This is a genomic window from Pseudomonas fjordensis (assembly GCF_976987115.1).
Genome location: NZ_OZ336860.1, coordinates 2313776 through 2340749, shown reverse-complemented (window position 1 = coordinate 2340749; position 26974 = coordinate 2313776). Strand labels below are relative to the sequence as shown.

The following is a 26974-nucleotide window of genomic DNA, read 5'->3' as shown; positions in this document are numbered from 1 at the left end:
GCAAGAAGGACTCTCATAAAACGGTGGGTGGGCGATGCAGATTTCCTTGCAGCAACAAGTGGCCCTGGTCACCGGGGCCAGTTCCGGCATTGGCGCGGGTGCGGCCAAAGCCCTGGCCGCAGCAGGCGCGGCGGTGGTGCTTAACTACAACTCCCAGGCGGCACCGGCTGAGGCCCTCGCCGCGCAGATCAATGCCAATGGCGGCCAGGCGCTGGCGATTGGCGGCGATGTGTCCAAGGAGGCCGATGTCGAACGCCTGTTCGCGCAAACCCTCGACGCCTTCGGCCATCTGGATATTCTGGTGGCCAATTCCGGCCTGCAAAAAGACGCCAACCTAGTCGATATGACTCTTGAGGATTGGAACACGGTGATTGGCGTCAACCTCACCGGGCAATTCCTGTGCGCGCGGGCGGCGGTGCGTATCTTCAATCGCCAGGGCGTTCGTGAAGGTGTGTCACGGGCCGCCGGCAAAATCATCCATATGAGTTCGGTGCATCAAGTCATCCCCTGGGCCGGGCATGTGAATTACGCGGCGTCCAAGGGCGGTGTGGAGATGCTGATGCGCACGCTCGCCCAGGAAGTCAGCGAGCAACGCATCCGTATCAACGGCATCGCACCGGGGGCCATTCGTACGGCGATCAACCGTGCGGCCACCGAAGGCGCGGCAGAACAAGAGCTGCTTAAATTGATTCCTTATGGCCGCGTCGGTGACGTCGAAGACGTGGCCAATGCGGTGGTGTGGCTAGCCAGCGATGCCTCTGATTATGTGGTTGGCAGCACCTTGTTCATTGATGGCGGTATGAGCCTCTACCCGGAGTTCCGTGGCAATGGTTGATTTCAAGAACGAACCTCAAAGCGCCATCGATGCCCACGGGATTATCGGCGACATGCGCAGCGCGGCACTGGTGAATGACCGCGGCAGCATCGACTTCTTCTGCTGGCCGGAATTCGACAGCCCTTCGGTGTTCTGCGCATTGCTCGACACGCCCGAGGCCGGCACGTTCCAACTTACCCCGGACCTGCCCAACGCCCGCCGCGAGCAGATCTACCTGCCCGATACCAACGTGCTGCAGACCCGCTGGCTGAGTGATGAAGCGGTGGTGGAGATCACCGACCTGCTGAACGTCAGCGAAAACGTCGACGAACTGCCGTTGCTGATCAGGCGGGTACGGGTGGTCAGTGGCAAGGCGACTATCCACCTGAGCTGCGCCGTGCGCCATGACTATGCCAGGGCCGCCACCGAGGCGAAGGCCGAGGCTGCCAGCGTGGTGTTCACCGCCAGCGGCCAGCCCGGCCTGCGCCTGATCGGCAGCCAGCCGCTGACTCTTCAAGACAACACCGCCCTCGCCACCTTTACCCTCGCCCAGGATGAAGGTGCCGAATTTGTCCTCGGCGGCCAGGACGATGCGCGCGTCACCAACGACTGTACCGACCTCTACCTGGAGCGCACCTTGAAGTTCTGGCGCGGTTGGATCAGCCAGTCCAACTACCGCGGGCGTTGGCGCGAGATGGTCAACCGCTCGGCCCTCGCGCTGAAACTGCTGACCTCGCGCAAACACGGCGCCATCATTGCCGCGGCCACGTTCGGGCTGCCGGAAACGCCCGGCGGCGAACGCAACTGGGACTACCGCTATACCTGGATCCGCGATGCCTCGTTCACCGTCTATGCGTTTATGCGCCTGGGTTTCGTCGAGGAGGCCAACGCCTACATGCGCTGGCTCAGGGGCCGGGTCAGCGACTGCTGCGGCCAGCCGACTAAGATCAACATCCTGTACGGCATCGACGGCCGCCAGGAACTGCCGGAAACCACCCTCGACCACTTGAGCGGCCACGGCGGCGCCCAACCGGTGCGGGTGGGCAATGAGGCGTTCGATCAGATCCAGCTGGATATCTATGGCGAACTGATGGACGCGGTTTACCTGGTGAACAAATACGGCGAAGCCATCTCCCACCAAGGTTGGAAACACACGGTGGAAGTGGTCGACCAGGTGTGTGAGATCTGGAACCACAAAGACGTAGGCATCTGGGAAATGCGCGGTGAGCAGCATCACTTCCTGCACTCACGCCTGATGTGCTGGGTGGCCCTGGACCGCGCCATCCGCCTGGCCTCCAAACGTTCACTACCAGCGCCGTTCGCACGCTGGGACCAGACACGCCAGACGATCTACGCCGACATCTGGACGAACTTCTGGAACGAAGAACGCGGGCATTTTGTGCAGCATATCGGCAGCACCGCCCTCGACGGTTCCATGCTGTTGATGCCACTGGTGCGCTTTGTCGCCGCCACGGACCCGCGCTGGCTGTCGACACTGGAAGCGATCCAGAAAAGCCTGGTGCGCGACGGCATGGTCTACCGCTATCGCAATGACGACAGCCAGATCGATGGGCTGCAAGGCGTCGAAGGCGCGTTTGCCGCCTGCTCGTTCTGGTATGTCGAATGCCTGGCGCGCGCCGGGCAAGTGGAAAAAGCCCACCTGGAGTTCGAACAGTTGCTGCGTTACGCCAACCCGCTGGGGTTGTACGCCGAAGAGTTCGACAGCCAGGCCCGGCACCTGGGCAACACGCCCCAGGCCTTGAGCCATTTGGCGTTGATCAGCGCGGCAACATTCCTGGACCGCAAGCTCAGCGGGGAGAAGACCGTATGGCAACCGTGACCACCCCACCCGCACTGCTGTATGTGCGCACCACCCTGCTTGATGTGGCTTACGAAACCCACGGCCCCGTCGATGGCGAACCGGTGATCCTGCTGCATGGCTTCCCCTACGACCCTCGGGGTTACGACGACATCGCGCCGGTGCTGGCTGAACGTGGTTATCGGGTATTGGTCCCGTATTTACGGGGCTATGGCCCGACACGGTTTATCAACACGCAAGTGATGCGCTCCGGCCAACAGGCAGCGCTGGCCAAGGACTTGCTGGATTTCATGGATGCCTTGGCCATCCCGCAAGCCACCCTCGCCGGCTTTGACTGGGGTGGGCGTGCCGCCTGTATTGTCGCGGCGCTATGGCCCCAGCGGGTACGCGGCCTGGTGACCGGCGATGGCTACAACATTCAGGCCATCAGCCAGTCGCTCAAACCCAGGGCACCTGAGACAGAGCACCGGCTCTGGTATCAGTACTACTTTCACACCCAGCGCGGGGTCGATGGCTTGACGGCCAACCGGCGTGAACTCTGCCAATTGCTCTGGACGCTGTGGTCGCCGTCCTGGGCTGAAGGGCCAAGCCGCTACGCGCTGACTGCGCCGTCGTTTGATAACCCGGATTTTGTCGAGGTGGTGATTCATTCCTATCGCCATCGCTTCATGTATGCGCCGGGTGATCCCGCGCTGGAATTCATCGAGCAGGCGCTGGTGCCACAACCGCCGATATCGGTACCGAGTATTTCGTTGTGCGGGGCCGACGACGGTGTGGGCCCGCCGCCGCTTGTGGATGACGATGTGGAGCACTTCAGCGGCTTTTATCGCCGCCAGGTGTTGCCCGGTGTTGGGCATAATGTTTTCCAGGAAGCGCCCCAGGTCACGCTTGAAGCACTGCAGGAACTACTGGAGCGGTGAAAAACGCTCCCGATAAGCCTGGGGCGTCACCGACAAAGCCCTTAGAAAGCTGCGACGCAAGGTCTCTTCACAGCCAAAACCGCATTGCATGGCGATACGTTTGATGGAGGTCGTGCTGTCTGCCAGTTGCCGGCGTGCGTTTTCGACGCGGATCAGTTCCACGGCGCGTGCCGGGGTTTGGCCGGTCTCGGTGCGGTAGTGACGCACAAAGCTGCGCTCGCTCATGCCAGCCTGGGCCGCCAGAGTGGCGATGCTCAACTCCAGCGTCAGGTTATCGGCGATCCAGGCATGCAGCTCGGCAAAGCGGCTGTCGCTCTTTTGCAGGGATAACGTCACGCTGAATTGCGACTGACCGCCAGGGCGCTTGAGGAACACCACCAAGTGGCGCGCCACTTCCAGGGCAATCGCACGCCCCAGGTCCTCCTCTACCAAAGCCAGACACAGGTCGATCCCGGCGGTCACACCGGCAGATGTCCACACCGCGCCCTGCTGGATGAAAATCGGATTGGCCTCCACTGTGAGCGCAGGGAACTTGCGCGCCAGCTCTTCACAGCGCGTCCAGTGCGTGGCCACGCGGCAACCATCGAGCAAGCCACTGGCGGCCAGCAGAAAAGCCCCGGTGCACACCGAAGCCATGCGCCGGGTGTGCCGGGATTTATCACGCACCCATTGCACCAGCGTCGGGTCCTCGGCAACACCGTACACGCCCCAGCCACCGGCGATCACCAGGGTGTCGCAGGGCTGCTCAATGGCGGGCAACGCCTCGGCCAGCAGCGCCAGGCCGGCCGACGTCATTACCGGCCCAGCCTGAGTAGCAATGACGTTGACCGCATAGGGCAATGGCAAACCACGCTGGCGCGCCAGATCGTTAGCCGATGCGAACACCTGTAGAGGCCCGGTGACATCCAGCACCTGGACATTCTCAAACGCGAGTACATGAATAATTTTTGGCATGATTGGCGAGATTAGTGGGTTCAATGGCGTATTCGCCAAAGCCTAGGCTTCTACAGTAAGGACGTCCATTCCTTTCGGAGCTTGAATCATGACCTTGCAGATCGGCTTTCTATTGTTCCCCGGCATCCAGCAACTGGACCTTACCGGCCCCTATGATGTCCTCGGTTCGCTGCCAGACGTGAAACTGCACCTGGTGTGGAAAGACCTCGCGCCGATCACCTCCAGCACTGGCCTGGTGTTCACGCCGACCATGACCTACGCCGACTGCCCGAACCTGGATGTGCTCTGCGTACCCGGCGGCGCCGGTGTGGGCCCGTTGATGGAAGACCCGCAAACCCTGGACTTCCTCAAAGCCCAGGCACAGACAGTGCGCTACATGACCTCGGTGTGCACCGGTTCATTGGTACTGGGCGCGGCAGGGTTACTGCGCGGTCGCAAGGCCACCACCCACTGGGCCTACCACAACCTGCTCGCCCCGCTCGGTGCCATCCCCGTGCAGGAGCGTGTAGTGCGTGACGGCAACCTGTTTACCGGCGGCGGGATCACCGCCGGCATCGACTTTGCCCTGACCCTGGCCGCGGAGCTGTACAGCGAAGCGGCAGCGCAACTGGTGCAACTGCAAATCGAATACGCGCCAGCCCCACCGTTTGACTCCGGCCGCCCAGAAACGGCGCCCCAGCATGTGCTGGAAGAAGCCAACAAACGCACGGAAGAGTCACGCAGAGTGCGCGGGGAGATTGTGGCGCGGGCGGCTGCGCGGTTGGGGTGAATGTTCATCCGTGGCGAGGGAGCTTGCTCCCTCGCCACAGTACAGCAATGCTTCTTAACTGACGGGCATCGCCGTTACTGCGCTCGCGTCTCGCCGCCTCCCTCTACTACCCGATCAACCAGCAACTGAACACCCTCCACCATTCGGCAAATCCCCAGCACCACACTGCGCTGCGAACCCTCAACCTCAAAGGCCAGGTGCGCCGCTATCGCATTGATGGATTCCAGATCCTGAGAGGCATTGACCAACAGGGTTTCGGTGTCGAGGTTGGGATGGAGGGTGAAGAGCAGGTTGGAATCTGAAGGAGGATTGGGGCTGTCTTTGATCATGGTGTAGTTCCTGAGAGTAATGGACTACCACCGAGTTTTTCTCACGAACTGAAGGTGGCAGCTGTACGCGGAGTGAGAAAACCAAGACCCCAGGAGCTTGGCCACGCCGAAGCGTGCCCGCGCACAGCCGCCATAACAGCAAGCCGAAAAGCGCGTGCACTGTATACGGTGAGCGCTTTTGCGCCAATGGAGTAGTTCGGATTTCTCACGTCCGGTCGCTGAATTGGCAGCGACTGGGCAAGACTAGTGATGACCATTCCTAGCAGCAACCTTAAAGGGTTGTGGGAAAAAGCCGGCTTCAGCGCCTGGACGCAAGGTGAGTCCTAGGCTGCTGTACGAAACTTCTTTTGATTCTTTCGGTACTAAACGGCTGTCCGGTTGTAGCCGACAGTAACCACGATGCGAAGCGAGTCGCTCTTGATCTTGATCTGCTTTTGAACTTGATCTTAAGCGCCCCGTTAAACCACGCTGGCCGGAATTCGACAGGGATTTGGGGGGTAAACCGGCAGGGATGCCGGTTTAGCCGCCCCGCGCCATGGATGGCGCGTGGCGGCGGCGCCCCAAATCACTGGCGGATTACGGGCACACCGAGCCCCAGCGAGGTGCCGAGTGGTGGGGCAAGAGCGCTTTGCTTACTTTCGCGCTTTTCGAAAGTGAGCCGCCGTCAGGGCGGAACCCTAAGTGGCCGTTTCCGCAGCAATGGATATGTACACAATCCACCCGTGTTGACTGCCAGGCCGCCTTCGCGAGCAAGCCCGCTCCCACATTTGGATCGCGGGGTGTCAGGTAGAAAAGCATCGCCTGTCAGGCCGCCATCGCAGGCAAGCCAGCTCCCACAATTGGATTTTGGGATGTCCGGTAGATGAGCATCGGCTGTCGGCCCCCCGCCACAAAGAAACTTGCGTGGCTTCAGGCAGGACGCGACATCACCGCCAAACGCACAGCCAACGCCATCAGCACCGCCGCCAAGCCCCACTTCTGCAGCCAGGCGCTTTTTGTGCGCTTGGCGAAAAAGCGGCTCAGCGTCCCGCCAAACAGGCCCAACAGCACATGAAACACGCTCGCGATCAGCGTCAGCACGCCGCCCAGCACCATCAGTTGCAAAGCGATGGGCCCCGCCTCGGGCCGCACAAACTGTGGCAGGAACACCATGAAAAACAACAACGCCTTGGGGTTGAGCAAACTGTTGAACATGGCCTGCAAAAACACTCGGCCCAACGCCACCCGGCCGACGTGAGCGGCGCCCAGGCTGGGGCGTTTTTGCAAGGTTTTGAAGACCAGCCACAGCAGGTAGATCACGCCCGCATAACGGATCAGGTCGAATGCCGGCGGCCAACTGGCGACCACCGCCGTCACCCCCATGGCGGTCAATGCCGTCAGCAACAGGTCGGCCACGCCAATGCCCAGGGCCGAAGCAACACCGCCGCGCCAGCCATGGGTGACACCCTGGCTGATGACAAACGCCATGTTCGGCCCCGGTGACAGCAGCAATAGCAACACAGCGCCGGAAAAAACACCGAGTGTGACGAGGCTGATCATGGTTGAACCGTCCGCTGGGAAAAACCCAGATTAATCGGCGCTGGCAGGCCCTACAAAAAATTGTGCTGGATACATTGCTCACGCAGCGAACCCAGTGATTGCTGAAGACGCGGTCTCCAACACCCACTTGCCCCGACATAGGCTCAGGGTGTGGGGTGACTATCAGTTGGACGGTGGCGTCAACGGGGAGCCGCGTAACCTGACGCTGAGCCTCAAAGGCAAGCACCGCACCCCCTCCTGTAGGAGCGAGCTTGCTCGCGAAAAACTCACAGACGCCGCGTGTACCCAGGAAGCACGCGTTATCGTTGACGTTTTTCGCGAGCAAGAACTAGGCGTCCCCTCGCTCCTACAAAAAAGCCTCGTCCCCCTGCAAAAGCTTTTCTTCGCTGGCAGGCAAATCCCTAGGTTTGTTCCTACACTCCAAAAAGCCATCATCGATTCTCGATTATTCTGAAATACCCACCAAACACGTCAACAAACCGTCATACCATGGAGGCCTTGAGAGGATCATCGAAGAAAACGGACAAAAAGCCAAATCATTGACACAAATCCTCAAAGTAGCCACTATTTAGCCATCACCCAGTAAATGCCTGCGTCTAGACAGCCATTACGGATTACCCAGCAACAGAAGTCGTTCGATTTGCACCACTTGTAATGCATACCTGCCTTATGGATGAGCAAACGAATAGGAACGTTCTGGTGGTGTATTGAGGATCTGATGTATGCGCGGTAAATCGTCCGTTGATAGCCTGTTTTTGACTCGCACCGGTTTCGTTGAGTTTTTTGTCGTTTTCGTAAAACTGCTTCACGGGCTGACCGCAATCTCGCCGGCGATCATCCTGTTGTTCTACCCGGACCCGGTCGCGGAACACATGCGCACTCACTATCTGGGCCTGCTGGCGTTCTTTGCGATCCTGACCATTATTTTGTTCCAGGCCCTGGGGGTTTACTCCGATGACCTGTTCAGCAATCGCCTGCGTTTTCGCGTGATGCTGGTGGCCTGGGTCTCGGCGTTTTGCATTCTGTTGTTCATGTACCAGATCCTGCTCCTGTTCCCGCAGTTGAGCCCTCGCAACCTGATGTTCTGGTTTTCCGCGAGCCTGGTGCTGTTTGGCGTGGAGCGCATACTGATGCTGCGCCTGTACCGCCATTTGATGGACAACGGCAAGTTCCTTCAGCGCACCGTGATCCTGGGCTTTACCGACACGGCCGTGCATGTGGCTGAACACCTGTCGCGCAACAGTGACATCCGTTCCGGCCTGATCGGTTTTATCGACGACCGTACCGAGCGCATTCCCAAGGAGTTGAGCCGCCTGCCGTTGCTGGGCAATACCCGCGACCTGGAAAAGCTGATCCGCTCCGAACAGGTCAACCAGGTGATGATCACCCTGCCCTGGGCCGCCGAGCAGCGCATCAATGGGTTGGTCAAGCGCCTGCGGCAGATGTCGGTGAACGTCATGCTGGTGCCGGACATGGCCGCCCTGCGCTACGGCCATAACCGCATCACCGATGTGGGCGGCATCCTGATGTTCAACACCTCGCAGTTGCCGCTGCGGGGCTGGTCGCCCTTTATCAAGCGTTGCGAAGACCTGCTGCTGGCCAGCATCGGGCTGCTGCTGCTGTCGCCGGTGATGCTGGTGACCGCCATCGCGATCAAACTCGATTCCAAGGGCCCGGTACTGTTTCGCCAGAAGCGCTATGGCTACAACGACAACCTGATCCGCGTGTTCAAGTTCCGCTCGATGTACGTCGAGCAGACCGACCTCAACGCCGAGCACCAGACCACGCGCCAGGACCCGCGCATCACTCGGGTCGGCAGGATCATCCGCAAGACCAGCATCGATGAGCTGCCCCAACTGTTCAACGTGCTGCTGGGCAATATGTCGATGGTCGGCCCACGCCCCCACGCCACGGCCACCAAGGCTGCAGGGATTCCTTTCGAGGAAGCGGTCAGCGAATACAGTTCGCGCCATCGGGTCAAGCCTGGCATCACCGGTTGGGCGCAGATCAATGGTTACCGCGGCGAGACCGATACGCTGTTCAAGATTCAGAAGCGGGTCGAATACGACCTGGAATACATCGCCAAATGGTCCGTATGGCTGGACCTCTACATCGTTTTCATGACGGTCCCGGCCGTTCTTTCCACCAAGGAAGTCTATTGATGAACCCACTTAACGGATTGATTCCCTGCATCATCTCCGGTGGTTCGGGTACGCGGCTATGGCCGGTTTCGCGGCAGAACATGCCCAAGCCCTTCATGCGCATGCGCGACGACCAGAGCCTGTTGCAGAAAACCTTCCTGCGGGCCAGTCACTTGCCGGGCGTCGACAGCATCCTGACCGTGACCAACCGCGACCTGCTGTTTCGCACCCTCGACGACTACCGCGCGGTGAACACCCAGCGCCTGGGCCTCGACCTTCTGCTGGAGCCGTTTGGCCGCAACACCGCCGCCGCCATCGCCGTGGCCGCCTTGCATGTGCAGGAGCATTTTGGCGCAGACGCGCAGTTGCTGGTGATGCCGGCCGATCACCTGGTGCTGGATGAAAGCGCCTTTGCCCAGGCGGTGGAAAAAGCCTGCGCCTTGGCCGAGGCCGGTTACCTGGTGACCTTTGGCATCCAGCCTGACCGAGCAGAAACCGGCTTTGGCTATATCGAACAAGGGCCGGCACTGGGCGCAGGTTTTCGGGTGCAGCGCTTTGTCGAAAAGCCCGACCAAGCCACCGCCCAAGGCTACCTGGACGGCGGCAAGCACCTGTGGAACGCCGGCATGTTCTGCTTCAAGGCCGCCACCCTGCTGGAAGAATTGGCCAGCCATGCACCGGCAGTTTTAGAGGCGGCCAAGGCTGCGCTGGAGCACAGCCAGAGCCTGCAAAACAGCAGCAGCCGCCAGCGCGAGCTGAGCCCGGAAGGTTTCGGCACCGCGCCGGATATCTCCATCGATGTAGCGCTGATGGAAAAATCCGCCCAGGTTGCGGTCGTGCCCTGCGACATTGGCTGGAGCGATATCGGCTCCTGGGAAGCCCTGCGCCAACTCACGCCCAGTGACGACAATGGCAACCAGATCAATGGCGAGGCCATCCTGCATGACGTGCATAACTGCTACATCGACTCGCCCAAGCGGGTACTCGGTGCGGTGGGCGTGCGTGACCTGATCATCGTCGACACCCCCGACGCCCTGCTGATCGCCGACGCCCATCGCAGCCAGGACGTGCGCTATATCGTGGCCGAACTCAAGCGCCAGAATCACCCGGCGTTCAGCCTGCATCGCACCGTCACCCGGCCCTGGGGCACCTACACGGTGCTGGAAGAAAGCACGCGGTTCAAGATCAAGCGCATCGTGGTCAAGCCCAAAGGTTCGCTGTCCCTGCAAATGCACCATCACCGCAGCGAGCATTGGGTGGTGGTCAGCGGCGCGGCGATGATCACCAATGGTGAGCGCGAGATCCTGCTCAACATGAACGAGTCCACCTACATTCCCGCCGGCCACAAGCACCGCCTGACCAACCCCGGCATCATCGACCTGGTGATGATCGAGGTGCAGAGCGGTGAGTACCTGGGTGAAGACGACATCGTGCGCTATGACGACATCTACGGCCGCGCGCCGGTTGAAGTGAAGCCCTGATGCGTACGTCATTGATCATCCCCACCCGCAACGCGGCCAGCCACCTGGACCGCCTGTTGCCAGCGCTGCGCCTGCAGACCCTGCAGCCGGATGAAATGCTGGTGGTCGACAGCGCATCGAGCGATGACACCGTGGCGCGCTTTCGCGAGTTCGGCGCGCGCGTGGAGGTGATTGACGCCCGTGATTTCAACCACGGCGGTACCCGGCGCTGGGCCAGCGAGCAGGTGGGCGGCGACGCCTTGATCGTGATGACCCAGGACGCGATCCCCGCCACCGCCGAGACCTTCGCCAACCTGATCAGCGAGCTGCAACTGGAGCCGCTCAATGGCGTCGCCTACGGCCGGCAACTGCCGCACCCCGGTGCCGGCGTGCTCGGCGCGCAGTCGCGGCACTTCAATTACCCGGCGGCCAGCCGCACCAAGCGCCTGCACGATGCAGCGCAACTGGGCATCAAGACCTGCTTCAGCTCCGACTCGTTTTCGGTGTACCGGCGCAGCGCCCTGAGCGCGGTGGGCGGTTTTCCTCAGGACGTGATTGGCAGTGAAGACGCCTATGTGGCCGCGCGCATGCTGCTGGCCGGTTACCAGGTGCGCTATGCCGCGAGTGCGCAGGTTTATCACTCCCACGATTACCGCTTGCTGGAAGAGTTTCGCCGCTACTTCGATATCGGTGTGTTCTACGGCCGCGAGCCGTGGATTCGCCAGGCGTTTGGCGACGCCGGTGGCGAAGGCAAACGTTATGTGCTGGCCGAACTGCACGCATTGCGCGAGGCCAACGCGCTGTACCGCGCCCCCGAAGTGGTGGTGCGCAGTGCCTTTAAATTGCTGGGCTATCGCCTCGGCCACCTTGAACGCCACCTGCCCAACGCGCTTAAACGGCGCCTGGGCATGTTTTCCACCTACTGGACTTGAGCCGTCATGAAGACTACCAACCGACGTTTCCGTCTTACCCTGCTCGGCCTCTTGAGTGCCTCAATCTGGCTGGCTGGCTGTTCGACCCCCGCGCGGGTGCCGCTTCCTGATAACGACACGCTCAAGGCCGGCCATCAAGCGGCGCTGACCCTGGGTGACCTGCCGCCCCCGCAGGTGTTGATCCAGAGCGGCGACTCGCTGCGGATCGTGCGTGATGCCCAGGAGCCGGCGGCGGCCGATGACATGACGATATTCGTGGTGCGCCCCGATGGCGTGATCTCGGTGCCCAACATTGGCCGGGTCAAGGCAGCCTTGCGCACGCCCGAAGACCTGGGCAAGGAAATCACCGAGAAGTACAAGCGCATCTATCGCGAACCGGCGGTGACGGTGAACATCGCCAGCGCACCGAGCAACAAGGTGTTTATCGGCGGTGCGGTGTCCAACCCGGCCTTTTTCGACCTGGCCGGCAACGTCAGCGTCGAGCAGGCGCTGCTCAGTTCCGGTGGTGTATTGCCCTCGGCGGATGCCTCCAACGTGGCCTTGCTGCGCACCGGCCCCGACGGCAAGTACAGGACGTACTTCATCAGCCTGGAGAGCATGCTGACCAACCCCAATCACCCGCGGGTAGCGTTGCAGCGCGGCGATTTGATCTTTGTGCCGCAGTCGGGCATCGGCGCGACGGTGGAGGCTGTGGATATGTACTTCACCAAGCTGTTTCCGATCAACAAAGGGATTGGTATTGGCTTGAATTACGACCTGAACAAGAGCGATGTGAAAAACAGCGGCAACACCATCTACAACAACCCAACCATCAACGCAGGCCAAGGATTATGAAGCGGGCTTCGTATCACTCGAACCAAGCGTTCCCGCCTTTCGTAAACCCCATATGCAATGGAGTGATCCTGTGATCGAAATCCGCTCTCTTCGCGACCTGCTGCGGCTGTTTTTCATCTACCGCCGCGAATTCAAACTGGCCGTGCTCACCACGATCGTCATCGCCGTGCTCGGTGCCTTCCTGCTGCCGGCTCGCTACGAGTCGGACGCGCGCTTGCTGGTCAAGCCGGGGCGGGATAACACCACCTTGCCGATCGAGGCCGCCAACCGCCAGACGCTGATTGCTCCGAGCACCCAGCACGACCCGATTGTCGACGAAGAAAAAATGCTCACGGGCCGGCCCATCGTGCATATCGTCGCCGAGCGCTATATGGCAATGACCGCCGAGCCGCCGCAAGGCTTCTGGAAGGTCACCAAGTTCTACATCAAAAAGGGCGTGGGCGAAGTCATCAATGGCATTCGTAGTGTGCTGCAGTTCGTCGGCCTTGCCGAGAAACAAAGCCCGCTGGAGCGCTTGGCGACCTCACTGGAGAAGAACTTTACCGCCGGCCACGAGCCGGGTTCTTCGGTGATCGAGATTTCCTTCACCTGGGACGACCCGGCGGTGGCGCAAAAAATCGTCGAGACCTGGGTCAACGCCTACCTCGAAGAACGTGCGCGGATTCTCGGGCGCAAGAGCCTGCACACCTTCTATGAAACCGAACGCGCCAAGGTGGCGGAGAATATCCAGAGCCTGAAGGACCAGTTGCAAGGCCGCTTGAAGCAGATCGACTCGATCAGTGTCGATGCGCGCCTGAAGAACCTGACCAACCAGATCGACCGCGTCACCGATGCCAAGGTCAGCGCACAGAACCAGATCTCGGGGATTCGCAGCCTGCTGGCCAACGCCAGCCAGCAGATCAAGAGCCAGCCGGCAGACGTGGTGACGATGCGCGAAACCAGCCTCAACCCCACCCAGCTCGACCTCAAGCGCCAGCTCAATGCGCTGCAAGTGGAGCGGGCTCGGCTGTTGCGCACGTACCTGCCGGGCACGCCGCAAGTCAATCAGATCGAGCAGAACATCCGCGACATGGAAGCCCTCAGCGCCCAGGAAGCCACCCGCCTGGAACGCTCACAGAACACCGCGCCCAACAGCCTGGTGATCAACGTCAAACAGCAAATGATCGACGCCCAGTTGCAAGAGCGCAAACTGGCAGGGGAAATCGAGAACTACGACAAGACCCTTACCGAATTGCGCGCCCAGCGTGACCAGGCGATGACCGATGAACCGCAACTCAACACCCTGAGCCAACAACTGCGCACCGCCGAGAAAAGCTATGCCTTGTACTCGGACAATCTTGAACAGGCGCGAATCGACCACGAACTGGACAACAGCCAGATCAGCAACATCGCCCTGATCGAACACGCCACCCTCAACCCGGCACGCGTGTTTCCCAAGAGCCTGCTGATGCTGTTGTTCGCTATTCCCGCTGGCGTGGCCGTGGGCTTGCTGACCATCTATGTGCTGTACCTGCTGGACCAGCGCATCCACGATGGCACCCGCTTGCAGGAGATGTTCCACGTGCCGCTGTGGAGCAGCATTCCCGATGTGCAAGACGCAACGCCGGCAGCCGTCACCGCCAGCCTTTATCGCTTGTACAGCCTGTTGCCCCTGGATCGCATTGCCACCCAAGGTTTTGCCCTGGGCCTGACCTCGGCGCGCCATGGCGAGGGTGTGACCTTTATCGCCTCGCAACTCAAGCGTCTGCTGGAGGAGCGTGGTCACCGCGTCTCGGTCGATGGGGCGAACGCGCCAACGCCGGGTGAAGTGTTGCTGCTGGACGCCTCGGCGCTGTCCTCCAACCCGCAGGCCTTCCTGACGCTGCGCCGCGCTGACCAGATTGTGCTGGTGATCGAAGCCCGCACCAGCACCGTCCCGACGATCGAAAATGCCGTGTCGTTGCTGACCACCGCGTTCGGCAAAGTCGACGGCATGATCCTCAACCGTCGCCGCTTCGAAGTGCCGGCCAAGGTGCTGGCGCGACTCAATAGCTGGCGTGGGGCGGCCTGATGCGTATCGCATTGCTGGCGCCGCTGCCACCGGAGCAGACCGGGATCGCCGATTACGCCGCGCATTTGCGCAACGCGTTGATCGAACAAGGCCTGGAAGTGATGACCCCGCTCGCCGGCTGCCTGGAGCTGAATGAACAGTTGAAGCGCCTGCAGGCCTTTGACTGGCGCAGCGTGGACCTGGTGCATGCAGAACTGGGGGGTGGACGCTTCGGTGAGTTCCAGGCGCTGGAGTACCTGCGCCGGGCGCAACCGCACCTGCCGTTGACCGCCACGGTGCATGACCCGGAGCGCCTGATCTGGCGCCGGGCCAAGCTGTTTTTCCCTTTGACCCTGCTTGAACGCCTGCCCCACCCGCTCCCCCAGGCGGCGGCGCTGCTGGCCGACCCGTTGACCTTGCACGAAGAACGGCGCCTGGCCAAAGGCATGCGCCGCCTGATCACCCTCACCCGTTTGGGCGGCGACTGCCTGCGCCAGCGCATGGGCCTGCGCCCGGAACAGGTGGCGGTGATTGCCCATGGCAACCTGCCCATCGCACCCCAGGCGTTACCGCCACTGGCGCCGTTGCGCCTGCTGTATTTCGGCTTTATCTACCGCGGCAAGGGCATTGAGGACTTGCTGCTGGCCCTGGCCCAGTCACTGGCCGCCCACCCGCAATGCCGAGGCCAGGTACGCCTGACCCTGGCCGGTGGCACCGCGCCGGAAATGACCTTTGACCCCGCCGGCAACTACCTCGATGGCCTGCGCGAGCAGATCAGCGCCCTGCATCTTGAGGATGTGGTGGACTGGCAACTGGACCTGCCCTCGGCGCAGATCCCTTCTACGATCCAGGCACACCATGTGATGGTGCTGCCCTATCGCGAATCGAAAAAACTCAGTTTCCTGGGGCAGATGCGTGGCACCAGTGGCGCGCTGTCGTGGGCCAATGCCTGCGGGCGCGGGGTGATCACCTCCAACGCCCGCGCCTTCGCCGAAGAGGTGGCCGGCGGCAATGGCATCACCTATCAGCAGGGCGATACAGCGTCCTTGAGCAACGCCTTGAGCCGCTTGATCCTCGACCCGCAACAGGCGCAGCAATGGGCCGCACGGGCAGGAGAAATCGGCCACCAACGCCAGTGGGCCAACACGGCCCAGCGGTTTGCTGAATTATTTCGGGATGCTTGTGAGGAGCCGTTGCGATGAACCTGTCATCCGTTCGCCCACTGTGGCGCTACTTGCCGCTGGCGCTGTCAATCGCCGTCGGTAGCGCCCTGCTGTTGAGTGAAAAAGTCGATGCGCAGCCGGTGAACCTGGCCCCGGAGCGCACCGTAGTCTGGAAGGACTTTCTCGGCGTAAACGCCCACTTTCTGTGGTTCACACCCGAGCAGTACCACAAGCAGATCAAGCAGTATAAAAAGCTTGGATTGCAATGGGTGCGGGTCGACCTGCACTGGGATCGCCTGGAACCCAAGGAAGACGATTATCAGCTCGGCACCTTCGATGAACTGGACCGCACCCTCACCGCCGAAAAACTGCGTTCAGTGTTTTACCTGGTGGGCTCGGCGCCCTTTATCACCACCGCCCCCAAGGGCGTGCCGTTCCAGGACCAGTATCAGCCGCGGGACGCCAACATCTATGCCATGCGCCTGGCCGTCCTGGCCAAGCGTTATCCGAATATCGATGCCTGGCAGGTGTGGAATGAACAGAACCTGCCGAACAACTGGCGCCCCAAAGTCAACGCCAAGGAATACGCGCAGTTGTTATTGGCCAGTCACAAGGCCTTGAACATTGCAGCGCCGGACAAACTGCAGGTCATGGGTGGCATGGCGTATTACAGCCAGATGCCACCCCGTGGCAAAACCCTGATGTTTGAAGCGCTCGGCGCGCTGGGCGTGCAAAGCCTGGGCATGGTCGCGGCTTATCACCCCTATTCGATGACCCCGGAAACCGATGAGCCGGGCAAGAACGAAGTGCTGCTGCGCGGCGATCAACTCAATTCAATGCTGCACGGTGCCGGGATCAAGCAGGTCTGGGCCACTGAATGGGGCTGGTCCAGCTATGCCGGCCCCAAGGAGATGCAGGACCTGATCGGTGTCGACGGGCAAGCCGATTACACCTTGCGCCGCCTGGCGTTGATGGCGTCCCAGGACTACCAGAAGATCTTCCTGTTCGCGCTGTCCGACCTCGACCAACGCGCCTCGCCACGCGACCAGCATTACGGCCTGTTGAACCTCGATGGCGAACCCAAGCCGGTATACACCGCCCTCGCCCGCTTCCTAGAGATCACCGGCCCCACGCTTAAACCCGGCAACACGCCGCAGTTGCAGGATGTACCGGATAGTTTCTACAGCGTGGCCTGGACCCGCCCTGACGGAAAAAACCTGCTGATGTATTGGAGCGCCAAAGGCAGCAGCATCAGCCTGCCCGGCATCAAAAACGCAGAACTGCTGGACCCGCTGACCGGCGCCCGGCAAACCCTGAGCGACGACAACGGTATTCGCCCCGTGGTGAAGCCGAGCTTGCAGATATTGGTGTGGTAGCCCCGGGCATGGAGAGCTGTACATGAGAATCCTCTGGATTGTGCCCTACCTGCCGTGGCCGACCACCAGCGGCGGCAAGACGCGGCAGTACCATTTGCTGCGCACCTTGAGTGAGCGCGGGCATCGCATCACGCTGCTGGCGCAATCGAAAACGCTAGCCGATGACGCGGTGCACGCGGCCCTTGAGCCGCTGCTCGAGCGCCTGATCGTGGTACCGCGCCGGCCACTGAAACACCCGCTGACCCTGCTCGCTGGCTTGTTCGCGCCCTGGCCGCTGTTGACCACAGTCAACGGCCTGTCGGCACCGTTGCAGGCCCAGTTTGCGCAGCTGTTGAACGAGCGCTGGGACGTGATTCAGGTAGAACACAGCTACAGCCTGCAACCGTTTTTGCGCACCTTGCAGCAGCAACGGCGCGAGTTTGTGCTGACCGAGCACAACCTGGAATCGAGCCTCGGCGGCGCCACTTACGACCGCTTCCCCAAGTGGGCCGCGCCATTTGTGCAGTACGACCAGTGGCGCTGCCGGCAATGGGAACGCAAGGCGTTCGATGCCGCCGCTCATGTGGTCGCGGTGACCGAGGCGGACGCTCAGGCCATGCGGCCATTGTCGTCGACGCCGGTGAGCGTGGTGGTCAATGGTGTCGACAGCCGTGCCTTTGCCGAGGTCAACGCCGATGCACAGAGCCAGCGCCTGTTGTTCGTCGGCAACTACGAGTACGCACCGAACCTGGACGCCGTGCAGTGGCTGCTCGAAGAGATCTTCCCCAGGGTCTGGTTGCAGTGCCCGGACGCACGCCTGGCGGTGGTCGGCTATGGCTTACCCGAACACTGGCGCGAGCGTTGGCCCGATGAACGTATCGAGTGGCTGGGGTTTGTTCCCGACCTGTGCGCCTTGCAACGCCGCTGCGCCGGTTTTGTCGCCCCGTTGCGCCATGGCGGCGGCTCCAAGCTCAAGGTGTTGGAGGCTATGGCCGCCGGCTTGCCGCTGGTGAGCACGGCCCAGGGTGTTTCCGGGTTGGCGGTACAGCCGCAGGTGCATTACCTGGCCGGCGAAAACGCCGAGGCCCTGGCCGACGCCGTTGTGCGCCTGCTGGATGAACCGGCGCTGGCCGGGCGACTGGCCGATGCCGCACGCGACTATGCGCGGCAATACCACGACTGGGCGGTGGCGGGTAATGAACTGGAGCACCTCTACCACAGCTTGCTCACCGCCAAGGAGTCTCAGCCATGCGTGTAGCCCTGGACTATCGCCCCGCCACGGTTGCGCCGTCTTCGGGCATCGCCCGCCAGGTCGTGGCCCTGGAAGACGCCCTGCGCGCGCGGGGCAACACCGAGGTGGTGCTGTTCAGTGAGGCGCCCCTGGACCACCCGCAACGCCAGACTGCGGTTTGCCCGGCCTGGGCCAGCCCGCTGGACGGCCTGCAACGCCCACAGGTGCGCTTGCGGTTCGAGCGCGGCTTCTTGCCCAAGGCGCTGCACGAGCAGCAGATCGACCTGTACATCGCCACGGCCAATATGGGCTTGCCGCTGTGTCGCAAACCCGCCGGCACCCGCTATGTGCTGGTGCTGCATGACCTGTTTCAGCTCACCCACCGCAACTTTCATCGCTCCAAGCTCAAGGCCCTGGCCTACCGCTTGATCGACGGGGCTTCGATTGCCTGGTCGGTATGGCAGGCTGATCGGGTGTGGTGCCCTTCGCAGTTTTCCTGCAATGAGGCAGCGCGCCTGTTCCCCTGGGCTCGGGCCAAGTTCCGCGTGCTGAACAACCTGGTACCCGAACTGAATGCAGCGCCAGAACCGCTGCCCGCCAACCTGCCGGCGCGTTACTGGCTGGTGGTGGGCACACGGGAGCCGCGCAAGAACATGGCGTTCTTCCTGCGCCAATGGCAGGCCTGCCGTGCGCTGAACCCTGATGTGCCGGACATGGTACTGGTGGGCCACGCCAGCGATGTACCAGCGGCACTTGGTGACCTGCCGGGCCTGCATTGGTGCAGCGGTTTATCGGACGGCCAACTGCAAGCGCTCTACCGTCATGCCGCGTGCCTGTGGCAGCCGTCCTATGCCGAGGGCTTTGGCTTGCCGGTGGTGGAAGCCTTGAGTGTCGGCACGCCGGTAGCGGTGGCACGCGGCAGCGCCCTGGATGAAATCGCGCCGCCCAACGCCCCGCGCTTCGCCCCCCATGACGCAGAGCAACTGCACAAGGTCATGCAACAACTGGCCGGCGCCGAGGCCACGCAAGACGGCGAAACACACCGCGCCTGGGCCCGGCAATTTGCCGAACCGGCCTATCGCGCGCGCCTGGACACTTTGCTCAAGGAATTGGATCGCTAATGCTGCCAGGAAAATTCGTCAGTCTGCTGCTGGGCCTGGTGTTCGGCGGGTTGCTGTTGGCCCTGTCGCCGATCAAGGTCATGCTGGTGGTGGCCGGTGTGGCCGTGGCCTTGACGCTGATCCGCTTTCCCCTGTGGGGCTTGCTGATTTTCGCGGTACTGGCCACCAGTATTCCCTACACCACCTTGCAACTGGGCATCCGCACCACCGTCAGCGAGGCGGTGCTGGGGCTGACCTGGGTCGGGGTGTTCTGGCAATCGTTCATCGGCAAGACCCGTGGTTTCATGCTGTGGCGGCCGACCGAGCGGGCGCTGATGTGGCTGATGCTGTTCAGCACCATTCCGTTTATCTGGGGCATGCTGATCATCCATGCCGAAGGCAACGGGCCGGTGAACTGGGTGCGCTGGCTGATGAACCTGTCGATGTTGTTTATCGTGCCGCTGCTGCTGCGCACCGACGCCGACCGTGACAAGGTTGTGGTCGCCCTGTTGCTGGGTAACCTGGCGATGCTGTTGCTGTCGATCTTCATGTTCCTCAAAACACGCAACGCGATGTCGATGATCGATATTCTCACCGACCTCAAATACGCCCACCCGGAAGCGGTGAAGGATATTTTCTCCGCCAACTACACGCGCATGGCCTCGCCCTGGGTGCACCCCAACCTGACCGGGGGCGTGCTGGTGCTGTTTATTCCGCTGGCGCTGTTTTATGGCTGGACCCGCAGCGGCTGGCGCCGGGCCCTGGGCCTGGCGGTGGCGGTGCTGGGGTGTGCCGGCCTGCTGCTGAGTATTTCCCGTGGCGCCATCGTGGCCCTGGCGCTGGTGTTGATCTGGCTGGCCTACAAGCGCGTGCCCAACAGCGGGCGCATCATCGGTATCGGGGCGGCGTTCGCCGTTGCGCTGGTGATGTTCTATCCGCCGTTGCAGGAGCGCTTGCTGACCATTTTCTCGACCACCAACGCCAGTACCGAAATCCGCTTTGACGAGTACGCCAGGTTCCCCACCGCCATGGCGACCTTCCCCCTGGGGATCGGCTTCAAGATCGACCCGCCCGTGCCCGGCTCCAATCTGTTGGGGATCTCCAACCTGTGGCTGAACTTTATCTACAAGGTGGGCATTCCAGGGATGCTGCTGTTTATCACCGTCACCCTGTTGTGGTGGCGCGAAGTGCGGCCCCTGGGCCAGGTGCGCAAAGTCACGGCCGACAATGCGCTGTGGCTGGGGTGCATTTGTGGCGTGCTGGCGGCGCTGCTGACGGGGATTTTCGACCACTACTTCAGCTTCACCTTTGTACTGATCGCGCTGTTCTGGCTGTTGATGGGCATGAGCCTGCAACAGGTGCGCCTGCACCCCACCGTGACCGCCACTGTTCCTGCTACTGCGCCAAAGGATAACCAACCATGAAGCACCGGATGATTCACTCCACCGACTTGCGCGACCGCCTCCCCGCGCTGGCCGCTGAAATAGGCGTGAGCCTGCCAGACCTGGAAGAGGCGCTGGACTGGTGCCTGGCCCACGACGTGGTGTTTGAAGAGGGCGAAGGCGACAACAAGCGCTTCTGGATCAGCTCCATCGACCTGGAAACCGCGATTGAGCACCCGGTGGCGCGCCGCCTGTTCCACCGGATGAAACAGGACCTTGCGGCCCAGCTACTGCCGCGTTACGGCAAAAACTGGGCAACCGTCAAAGACCGATGGCGCAGTGTCTGGGACATGGCCTACAACATCTTGATCAACAAGATCCCCAGCCACCATGTGCGCATCGCCTGGCTGCGCCTGGGTGGCGCGAAGATCGGCAAGGGCTCCAGCGTGTGGCGTAACACCGAAGTGCTGGGCATGCACAATCTGGTGATCGGTGACGATTCGGTCATCGGTTGGCATTGCCAGGTGGACGCCCGCGCCGGGCTGGTGATCGGCAACCATGTGGCGATTGCCTCCCACGTGCTGATCATCGCCGGCAGTCATGATTTGCAGGCGCCGGAGTTCTGGTCGATTTCCGGGCCGATCTACATCGACGACTATGTGTGGATCGGCAGCCGAGCGTTGATCGGCTACGGCACGCACCTGGGCCATGGTTCAGTGATCAGCGCCAATACCGTGGTGGCCAAGGCAGTGGCCCCCTACAAAATCATTGGCGGCAGCGGCGCCAAAATCATGGGCGAACGTTGCCATGACCTGAACTACAAGGTGGGTGGCAAAGGCCTGTTCACCCTGTTTCACTGATGTTCGGCAGCACGCTCTGGCTGACCCTGGCGACGCTCGCCGGGCTGGTGGCCGGTTTTGCCCGCGAATGGCTGCTGGTGGCGGCCTGGGGGGCGGGCAGTCGCAGCGACGGGTTTCTGGTGGCGGTGTTTTTGCCCGAAGCATTGCGCATGACCCTGACCGCCGGCTTGCTCGCAGCGGCTGCCCTGCCCCTCTATCAGCAACGCGACCCACAGCGCCAGCAAGCCTGGCTGGCCAGCCTGTCCCCCCGCCTGCTGGGCGTGGGCCTGGCCCTGTTTGCCCTACTGGCGCTGGGCGCGCCGCTGTGGGTGCGCCTGATCGGCCCCGGCCTGGACGCCGCGGCCCAGGCCCAGGCCGCCGCCAACCTGCGCTGGCTGGCCGCCTGTGCGCCAGGCTTGGTGATGCATGGGCTGTTCAGCATTCCCTTGCAGGCACGCCAACGTTTTGTCCTGCCGGGCCTGGGCTCCTTGCTGTTCAATCTGCCACCGGTGCTGTACCTGTTTATCCGTGGCAGCGCCAGCGACAGCGCCGAACTGGCTATGTGTTTTTTTGCGGGTAGTGTGTTGATGTGCCTGCCGTTGCTGGCGCCGGTCTGGTCCTTCGGCTGGCGGCCGTGGCAGGTCAGCGGCGACCCGCTGGCAGGCCGCGAATTGCTGGGGCGCATCGGCCCATTGTTGGCCAGCAACGTGGCCAGCCAAGGCCTGGCGCTACTGGAGCGGTTGATCGCCAGTTTCCTGGGGGACGGCGCTGTGACGTGGGTCAACCTCGCGCGCAAGCTGATCAACCTGCCACTGATTGCCTTGATGAGCCTTAACCAAGTGCTGCTGGGCATGATGAGCGGCGAGCAAGGCCAACAGCGCCTGGCGCTGCTGCGCCGCGGCCTGGATGCAGCGACCCTGCTGAGCCTGCCTGCGGCCTTCGGCCTGATTGGCGCCAGCCCTACGCTGATTCATCTGCTGATGCCCGCCCAGAGCGCCGACGGCCCACTGCCGGCGCTGCTGGCCTGGTTCGCCACGCCGCTGGTGTTTGGCGCCTGGAACGCCATGCTCGCGCGCTACGCCTACGCCAGCGGTGACACGCGCCTGCCGCTCAATTGCGAACTGCTGGGCAGCCTGGTCAACGCCGCCTTGTTGGTGGTGCTGCCCTATTGTTTCGGGCTGCCGGGGATCGCCCTGGCGGCGTTGGGTGGCGTGGTGGTGACCAACCTGTTGCTGATGCACCGCCAGCAACTGCTCGGCCAACTGGGCTGGCCGTTGCAGTGGGGCTTGAGCGGGGTGCTGTTGGGTGTGGCGGCGCTGGCCCTGCACCCCTTGCACAACGATGGGTGGCAGTTGGGGTTGAGCAGCCTGGCCGGCGCGCTGGTGTTGCTGGGGTTGGGGCTTTGGCTCAAGCCGTGGAAGGCCTGAGGCCGGATCCCACCAGAGCGGTGGGATGGGGACCCGTTCAATCCTCCAGTGGCTTGGGGGCTTTACTGCCGGGCTTGGCGGGTTTGCTGCCCTTGGCCGGAGCCGCTGGCGCGGCTGGAACAGGCTCTGGCTCCGCAGGTGCGGCAAGCTCCTTTTCCGCCTGAGGCATCTGGTCGATGGCGCTGAAGAATTCCTTCAGGTCGAGGCTGTCTGGGGGTACGGTTTTTTCGAGTTTCTTCTCGCCGTCCTTGCCGATCAGGATCACCTTGGTGCCGCTGCCGACGCCGAGTTTGAGGGCGCGGATCAGCGCGTTGGTTTCTGGCGGCGTGAGCTTTTTACTGTCCTTTGGGTCCTTGGCGAACTTCTCCCCTTCGGCGCCGATACTGCCGAACTTGACGGTGTAGAACACCATGCTGCGCTCTTCGAAGGACTGCTTGGTGGCAGCCTCTTCCAGTTGTTTCTTCAGGGTTGCCAGTGTCGGGTTTCCAGCATCAAGCTCTACGACCACCAGGGGGCGCGTCTTGCCCAATTCCTGCTTGAGCGGATTATCATCAGCGGCCAACAACGGCCCCGTAAAAGCCATCAAGGTAGCCAGGGTCAGCGACCGGATGAGCATGCGCACCTCCTTTGAATTCCATGCAGGGTTCTTGAGTTTCATGTCTGCGACAGCCAAATTCAAGGATGATTCCTACACCACTTTGAGAAGCGTAGGTCAGGAAGCCCGCTACGCAAGGGCTTGGACAGTGGCCTGGTCATTGTTTCTTCCGGTTACGAGACCTTCCACTGCGGCCAATGTCGGGCAAAAACGGGGGCCACGACAGGGTCGGCGTCTACCCGCTCCAGGCTCTGCGCAAAGCCCGGCGCCAGGTTGCCGAGCACCGCGCGCGCGTCGTCCCAACGCGACACAGCCGCCGCCATGATGCCCAGTGCATTCGGCGCGTTGCTGGGTGTAAACAGTTGGCCGGCAAACTGATCGGCAAACACGACCCAGGCCTGATGCAGGTAGCGCCGTGTGCCGCTGACCAGTTGCGCTTGCTGCGCCTCATCGGCATTGCCCAACCAGCGTTGCGGGTAGTCGATGATGCCGATCGCCGCATAGCAGTTGGCGGCGATGTACAGCAAGCCGCGCAGGATCTGCGTACGATCGCCAGCCAGCAACTGGGCCTTGGGATACTCCAGGCCCAGGTGGATCAGGATCGCGGCGCTTTCGGTCAGCACCTGACCATTTGGAGTAACCAGCGTGGGGATCTGCTTGAGTGGATTGATACGTGCAAGGGCGTCGCTGCCCTCGCCGTCCTGCCAGGAACTGGCCTCCACGCGATGCCACGGCACTGCGCAGCGTTGCAGGGCAATTTCGATCATGCAGGAGCCGGATTCGTCGGTGCCATAAAGCGTGTACATGGGCGTTTCCTCCTGAGCCAAGGGCAATAGTGAGCCTGTGGTCGATTAGCTAGAATAGCCCCATTTGCCCGCCCACCAACGTACCGAAATCATCATTCACGAACGGCAGGATTGCGTCGGCCACGGGCTGCAATTGGCGCGTGACGTAGTGGTCGTAGTCGAGGGGCGCCTGGCGTACTTCCAGCGGTTCCGGGCCGTTGACGCTGATCACGTAGCTGATCCAGCCACCGCGCTGGTACTGGCGCGGGCGGCCCAGGCGATCGTTGTACTCGTCCGCCAGGCGCGCGGCGCGTACGTGGGGCGGGACGTTGCGTTCGTAGTCGTGCAAGGGCCGGCGCAGGCGTTTGCGGTAGATCAGCAACTCATCGAATTCGCCGCTCAAGGTACGCCGCACGTAGTCGCGTATGTAGTCCTGATGGGGCTGGCGATGGAAGATACGTTGGTAGAGCTCCTGCTGGAATTGCCGGGCCAGGGGCGACCAGTCGCTGCGCACGGTTTCCAGGCCCTTGTAGACCATTTCTTCGCTGCCATCTTCGCGTACGACCAGGCCGGCATAGCGCTTTTTGCTGCCCTCCTCGGCGCCACGGATAGTCGGCATCAGGAAGCGGCTGAAGTGGGTTTCGTATTGCAGCTCCAGAGCGCTTTGCAGGCCGAACTCGTTGCTCAGGTGTGCGCGCCACCAGTCGTTGACGTGCTGCACCAGCGCCAGGCCGATGCGATTGGCATCCTGCTGGGAATGGGCGCTGCCGAGCCAGACGAAGGTGGAGTCGGTGTCACCGTAAATCACCTCGTACCCTTGGGCCTCAACCAGTGCGCGAGTCTGGCGCATGATCTGGTGACCCCGCAGGGTGATCGAGGACGCCAGCCGAGTGTCGAAGAACCGACAGCCGCTGGAGCCGAGTACACCGTAAAAGGCGTTCATGATGATCTTCAGCGCCTGGGATAACGGCGCATTGCGCTCGCGTTTGGCCTCTTCGCGGCCTTCGGACACCCGCGTGACGATGGACGGCAGGCAATGCCGAGTGCGGGAGAAGCGCGCCCCGCGAAAGCCTTCCACCGAGTCGCTGTCGTCGGGATGCTTGAGGCCTTCGATCAAGCCCACCGGGTCGATCAGGAAACTGCGGATGATCGACGGGTAAAGGCTTTTGTAGTCCAGCACCAGCACCGACTCATAAAGGCCCGGGCGTGAGTCCATGACAAACCCGCCGGGGCTGGCTTGGGGCGGTTTGTCGCCCAGGTTCGGCGCAACAAACCCCTGGCGGTGCATCAACGGCATGTAGAGGTGGGTGAAGGCGGCCACGGAACCGCCGTTGCGGTCGGCCGGCAACCCGGTGACGCTGGCGCGTTCGAGCAGGAACTTGAGCAGCTCGGTCTTCTCGAAAATCCGCGTGACCAGTTCGCAGTCCTTGAGGTTGTAGCGCGCCAGGGCGGGCTTGTCCTCGGCGAACATGCGGTTGATTTCGTCCATGCGCTGGTACGGCGTGGAGATGTCCTTGCCTTCGCCAAGCAGGGTTTGCGCGACGTTTTCCAGGCTGAAGGATTCAAAACTCCAAGTGGCCGAACGCAGCGCTTCGATACCGTCGATGATCAACCGCCCCGCCGCCGCCGCAAAGTAGTGATTGCGGCTGCCGTGTTCGCGCCAGGCCATGGCTTCACCGCCACGTCCCAGCAACAGCGGCACGTTCAGGCGTTGGGCGTGTTCGTGGAGGACGCGCAGGTCGAACTGCACCACGTTCCAGCCGATGATCGCGTCGGGGTCAAACGTGGCCAGCCATTGGTTGAGGCGTTCGAGCAGTTGAGCGCGGGTGTCGCAATAGTCGAGCTTGAAATCCACCGCGTCGGTTTTGTTCGGCGGGCCGAGCATGTACACCTGGCGCTCGCCGCAGCCTTCGAGGGCGATGGAGTACAGATCTCCCTGGGCGGTGGTCTCGATATCCAGGGACACCAGCTTCAAGGGCGGACGGTAGTCGGGGGCGGGCTTCATCTGCGCGTCGAGCAAGGTGCCGCTCGCATCCGGCGTGCCGCCGAACCACACCGGGGCGGTGATAAAGCGCTCCATCATGTAGCGCTCGGGCGGGCGCACGTCACCTTCGTAGACATCGACCCCGGCAGCGCGCAGGCGCTTTTCGATGTCCATCAACTGGCGGTGCTGGCGCGCATACAGGCCCAGGACCGGGCGGTGATGAAAGTCGCACAGCTGCAACGGGCGCAACTCAAGATCGCGCTCGCCCTTGAGCAACCAATCGAGTGGCTTGCGATGAGCCTCCGGGATGAACACCACCGAGGTTTGCACGGGTAGGCGAATGCACCGTGGCCCTTGGTCGGTGGCCAGCCAGAAGCTGACCTCCGTGCCCGCCGGGGTATCGCGCCAATGCCGGGTCAGGACAAAACCCTGCTGTAAATCCACCGTACCGCACCTCAAGAATCGCGTTCAGGGCGTGATTCTACTCGGCATCCGGGCTAAGGCGGCGGGTAAACGCATACGCAACGCGCAATCTCATAAATTTGTTGCAGGACATTAATAGTAATTACTATC

22 protein-coding genes are annotated in these 26974 nt (G+C 62.1%); 16 read left to right on the top strand and 6 right to left on the bottom strand.

The annotated features are described in order from the left end of the window. The first annotated feature begins 34 nt into the window (after positions 1-34). Genes ACWHXD_RS10810 through ACWHXD_RS10800 form a run of 3 tightly spaced genes read left to right on the top strand, consistent with a single transcriptional unit; the run spans position 35 to position 3553 of the window. A complete protein-coding gene (locus ACWHXD_RS10810; protein ID WP_138762704.1) occupies positions 35-835 on the top strand; it encodes a glucose 1-dehydrogenase in 801 nt (266 codons plus the stop codon). Continuing rightward, a complete protein-coding gene (locus ACWHXD_RS10805; RefSeq protein WP_138762705.1) occupies positions 828-2654 on the top strand; it encodes a glycoside hydrolase family 15 protein in 1827 nt (608 codons plus the stop codon). The genes ACWHXD_RS10810 and ACWHXD_RS10805 overlap by 8 nt, the downstream gene beginning before the upstream one ends. Beyond that, on the top strand, positions 2642-3553 hold the full coding sequence (locus ACWHXD_RS10800) for an alpha/beta fold hydrolase (RefSeq protein ID WP_138762706.1): 912 nt from the start codon (positions 2642-2644) through the stop codon (positions 3551-3553). Before ACWHXD_RS10805 ends, ACWHXD_RS10800 begins: the two co-directional genes overlap by 13 nt. On the opposite strand, the gene ACWHXD_RS10795 is transcribed toward ACWHXD_RS10800, so the two are convergent. Beyond that, positions 3539-4507 carry a GlxA family transcriptional regulator gene (locus tag ACWHXD_RS10795; protein ID WP_138762707.1) on the bottom strand — a complete coding sequence of 323 codons (969 nt, stop codon included), beginning with the start codon at positions 4505-4507 and terminating at the stop codon, positions 3539-3541. The genes ACWHXD_RS10800 and ACWHXD_RS10795 overlap by 15 nt on opposite strands. Before the next feature lie 88 nt (positions 4508-4595). Between ACWHXD_RS10795 and inhA the strand changes: the two genes are divergently transcribed. Continuing rightward, positions 4596-5276, top strand: coding sequence for an isonitrile hydratase (inhA, locus tag ACWHXD_RS10790; protein WP_138762708.1), 681 nt, complete (start codon positions 4596-4598; stop codon positions 5274-5276). Positions 5277-5350: 74 nt separating this feature from the next. On the opposite strand, the gene ACWHXD_RS10785 is transcribed toward inhA, so the two are convergent. Beyond that, complete coding sequence (locus ACWHXD_RS10785; RefSeq protein ID WP_098952109.1) at positions 5351-5605, bottom strand: DUF6124 family protein; 255 nt, start codon at positions 5603-5605, stop codon at positions 5351-5353. Positions 5606-6514: 909 nt separating this feature from the next. Continuing rightward, positions 6515-7144 carry a LysE family translocator gene (locus ACWHXD_RS10780; protein WP_032892519.1) on the bottom strand — a complete coding sequence of 210 codons (630 nt, stop codon included), beginning with the start codon at positions 7142-7144 and terminating at the stop codon, positions 6515-6517. A gap of 722 nt (positions 7145-7866) precedes the next feature. On the opposite strand from ACWHXD_RS10780, the gene ACWHXD_RS10775 reads away from it, so the two are divergent. From ACWHXD_RS10775 to ACWHXD_RS10720, 12 genes are all read left to right on the top strand, one after another. Then, positions 7867-9306 carry an undecaprenyl-phosphate glucose phosphotransferase gene (locus ACWHXD_RS10775; RefSeq protein WP_032892520.1) on the top strand — a complete coding sequence of 480 codons (1440 nt, stop codon included), beginning with the start codon at positions 7867-7869 and terminating at the stop codon, positions 9304-9306. Beyond that, positions 9306-10766: a mannose-1-phosphate guanylyltransferase/mannose-6-phosphate isomerase gene (locus tag ACWHXD_RS10770; RefSeq protein ID WP_138762710.1), complete on the top strand. Its 1461-nt coding sequence runs from the start codon at positions 9306-9308 to the stop codon at positions 10764-10766. The genes ACWHXD_RS10775 and ACWHXD_RS10770 overlap by 1 nt, the downstream gene beginning before the upstream one ends. Next, complete coding sequence (locus ACWHXD_RS10765) at positions 10766-11677, top strand: glycosyltransferase family 2 protein (RefSeq protein ID WP_138762711.1); 912 nt, start codon at positions 10766-10768, stop codon at positions 11675-11677. Before ACWHXD_RS10770 ends, ACWHXD_RS10765 begins: the two co-directional genes overlap by 1 nt. 6 nt (positions 11678-11683) lie before the next feature. Then, positions 11684-12511 carry a polysaccharide biosynthesis/export family protein gene (locus ACWHXD_RS10760; protein ID WP_138762712.1) on the top strand — a complete coding sequence of 276 codons (828 nt, stop codon included), beginning with the start codon at positions 11684-11686 and terminating at the stop codon, positions 12509-12511. 70 nt (positions 12512-12581) lie between these two features. Continuing rightward, entirely contained in the window at positions 12582-14561 is a 1980-nt protein-coding gene (locus ACWHXD_RS10755) for a GumC family protein (protein ID WP_278917835.1), read from the top strand. After that, entirely contained in the window at positions 14561-15742 is a 1182-nt protein-coding gene (locus ACWHXD_RS10750; RefSeq protein ID WP_138762714.1) for a glycosyltransferase, read from the top strand. The genes ACWHXD_RS10755 and ACWHXD_RS10750 overlap by 1 nt, the downstream gene beginning before the upstream one ends. Then, positions 15739-17079, top strand: coding sequence for a glycoside hydrolase 5 family protein (locus ACWHXD_RS10745; RefSeq protein ID WP_138762715.1), 1341 nt, complete (start codon positions 15739-15741; stop codon positions 17077-17079). Before ACWHXD_RS10750 ends, ACWHXD_RS10745 begins: the two co-directional genes overlap by 4 nt. Positions 17080-17101: 22 nt before the next feature. After that, complete coding sequence (locus ACWHXD_RS10740) at positions 17102-18316, top strand: glycosyltransferase family 4 protein (protein ID WP_138762716.1); 1215 nt, start codon at positions 17102-17104, stop codon at positions 18314-18316. Beyond that, entirely contained in the window at positions 18307-19410 is a 1104-nt protein-coding gene (locus ACWHXD_RS10735) for a glycosyltransferase family 4 protein (protein WP_138762717.1), read from the top strand. The genes ACWHXD_RS10740 and ACWHXD_RS10735 overlap by 10 nt, the downstream gene beginning before the upstream one ends. Beyond that, complete coding sequence (locus ACWHXD_RS10730; RefSeq protein ID WP_138762718.1) at positions 19410-20813, top strand: O-antigen ligase family protein; 1404 nt, start codon at positions 19410-19412, stop codon at positions 20811-20813. The genes ACWHXD_RS10735 and ACWHXD_RS10730 overlap by 1 nt, the downstream gene beginning before the upstream one ends. Next, positions 20810-21631 (top strand): acyltransferase, encoded by an 822-nt coding sequence (locus ACWHXD_RS10725; protein ID WP_138762719.1) that lies wholly within the window; start codon positions 20810-20812, stop codon positions 21629-21631. The genes ACWHXD_RS10730 and ACWHXD_RS10725 overlap by 4 nt, the downstream gene beginning before the upstream one ends. After that, positions 21631-23037 (top strand): lipid II flippase MurJ, encoded by a 1407-nt coding sequence (locus tag ACWHXD_RS10720; protein WP_138762720.1) that lies wholly within the window; start codon positions 21631-21633, stop codon positions 23035-23037. The genes ACWHXD_RS10725 and ACWHXD_RS10720 overlap by 1 nt, the downstream gene beginning before the upstream one ends. Before the next feature lie 37 nt (positions 23038-23074). Here the strand turns inward: ACWHXD_RS10720 and ACWHXD_RS10715 are convergent, their stop codons facing one another. From ACWHXD_RS10715 to ACWHXD_RS10705, 3 genes are all read right to left on the bottom strand, one after another. Next, positions 23075-23653, bottom strand: a complete 579-nt coding sequence (locus ACWHXD_RS10715) for a DUF4174 domain-containing protein (RefSeq protein ID WP_032892532.1) — start codon at positions 23651-23653, stop codon at positions 23075-23077. 152 nt (positions 23654-23805) lie between these two features. After that, on the bottom strand, positions 23806-24438 hold the full coding sequence (locus ACWHXD_RS10710) for a glutathione S-transferase family protein (RefSeq protein WP_138762721.1): 633 nt from the start codon (positions 24436-24438) through the stop codon (positions 23806-23808). Between the two features lie 49 nt (positions 24439-24487). Further along, complete coding sequence (locus ACWHXD_RS10705; protein ID WP_138762722.1) at positions 24488-26845, bottom strand: DNA polymerase II; 2358 nt, start codon at positions 26843-26845, stop codon at positions 24488-24490. Positions 26846-26974: the final 129 nt, after the last annotated feature.

Excerpts from the sequence above, each read along its gene's own strand:
- ACWHXD_RS10810 (WP_138762704.1), top strand. The coding sequence starts at position 35 with ATGCAGATTTCCTTGCAGCAACAAGTGGCCCTGGTCACCGGGGCCAGT.
- ACWHXD_RS10805 (WP_138762705.1), top strand. The coding sequence starts at position 828 with ATGGTTGATTTCAAGAACGAACCTCAAAGCGCCATCGATGCCCACGGG.
- ACWHXD_RS10800 (WP_138762706.1), top strand. The coding sequence starts at position 2,642 with ATGGCAACCGTGACCACCCCACCCGCACTGCTGTATGTGCGCACCACC.
- ACWHXD_RS10795 (WP_138762707.1), bottom strand. The coding sequence starts at position 4,507 with ATGCCAAAAATTATTCATGTACTCGCGTTTGAGAATGTCCAGGTGCTG.
- inhA (WP_138762708.1), top strand. The coding sequence starts at position 4,596 with ATGACCTTGCAGATCGGCTTTCTATTGTTCCCCGGCATCCAGCAACTG.
- ACWHXD_RS10785 (WP_098952109.1), bottom strand. The coding sequence starts at position 5,605 with ATGATCAAAGACAGCCCCAATCCTCCTTCAGATTCCAACCTGCTCTTC.
- ACWHXD_RS10780 (WP_032892519.1), bottom strand. The coding sequence starts at position 7,144 with ATGATCAGCCTCGTCACACTCGGTGTTTTTTCCGGCGCTGTGTTGCTA.
- ACWHXD_RS10775 (WP_032892520.1), top strand. The coding sequence starts at position 7,867 with ATGCGCGGTAAATCGTCCGTTGATAGCCTGTTTTTGACTCGCACCGGT.
- ACWHXD_RS10770 (WP_138762710.1), top strand. The coding sequence starts at position 9,306 with ATGAACCCACTTAACGGATTGATTCCCTGCATCATCTCCGGTGGTTCG.
- ACWHXD_RS10765 (WP_138762711.1), top strand. The coding sequence starts at position 10,766 with ATGCGTACGTCATTGATCATCCCCACCCGCAACGCGGCCAGCCACCTG.
- ACWHXD_RS10760 (WP_138762712.1), top strand. The coding sequence starts at position 11,684 with ATGAAGACTACCAACCGACGTTTCCGTCTTACCCTGCTCGGCCTCTTG.
- ACWHXD_RS10750 (WP_138762714.1), top strand. The coding sequence starts at position 14,561 with ATGCGTATCGCATTGCTGGCGCCGCTGCCACCGGAGCAGACCGGGATC.
- ACWHXD_RS10745 (WP_138762715.1), top strand. The coding sequence starts at position 15,739 with ATGAACCTGTCATCCGTTCGCCCACTGTGGCGCTACTTGCCGCTGGCG.
- ACWHXD_RS10740 (WP_138762716.1), top strand. The coding sequence starts at position 17,102 with ATGAGAATCCTCTGGATTGTGCCCTACCTGCCGTGGCCGACCACCAGC.
- ACWHXD_RS10735 (WP_138762717.1), top strand. The coding sequence starts at position 18,307 with ATGCGTGTAGCCCTGGACTATCGCCCCGCCACGGTTGCGCCGTCTTCG.
- ACWHXD_RS10730 (WP_138762718.1), top strand. The coding sequence starts at position 19,410 with ATGCTGCCAGGAAAATTCGTCAGTCTGCTGCTGGGCCTGGTGTTCGGC.
- ACWHXD_RS10725 (WP_138762719.1), top strand. The coding sequence starts at position 20,810 with ATGAAGCACCGGATGATTCACTCCACCGACTTGCGCGACCGCCTCCCC.
- ACWHXD_RS10720 (WP_138762720.1), top strand. The coding sequence starts at position 21,631 with ATGTTCGGCAGCACGCTCTGGCTGACCCTGGCGACGCTCGCCGGGCTG.
- ACWHXD_RS10715 (WP_032892532.1), bottom strand. The coding sequence starts at position 23,653 with ATGCTCATCCGGTCGCTGACCCTGGCTACCTTGATGGCTTTTACGGGG.
- ACWHXD_RS10710 (WP_138762721.1), bottom strand. The coding sequence starts at position 24,438 with ATGTACACGCTTTATGGCACCGACGAATCCGGCTCCTGCATGATCGAA.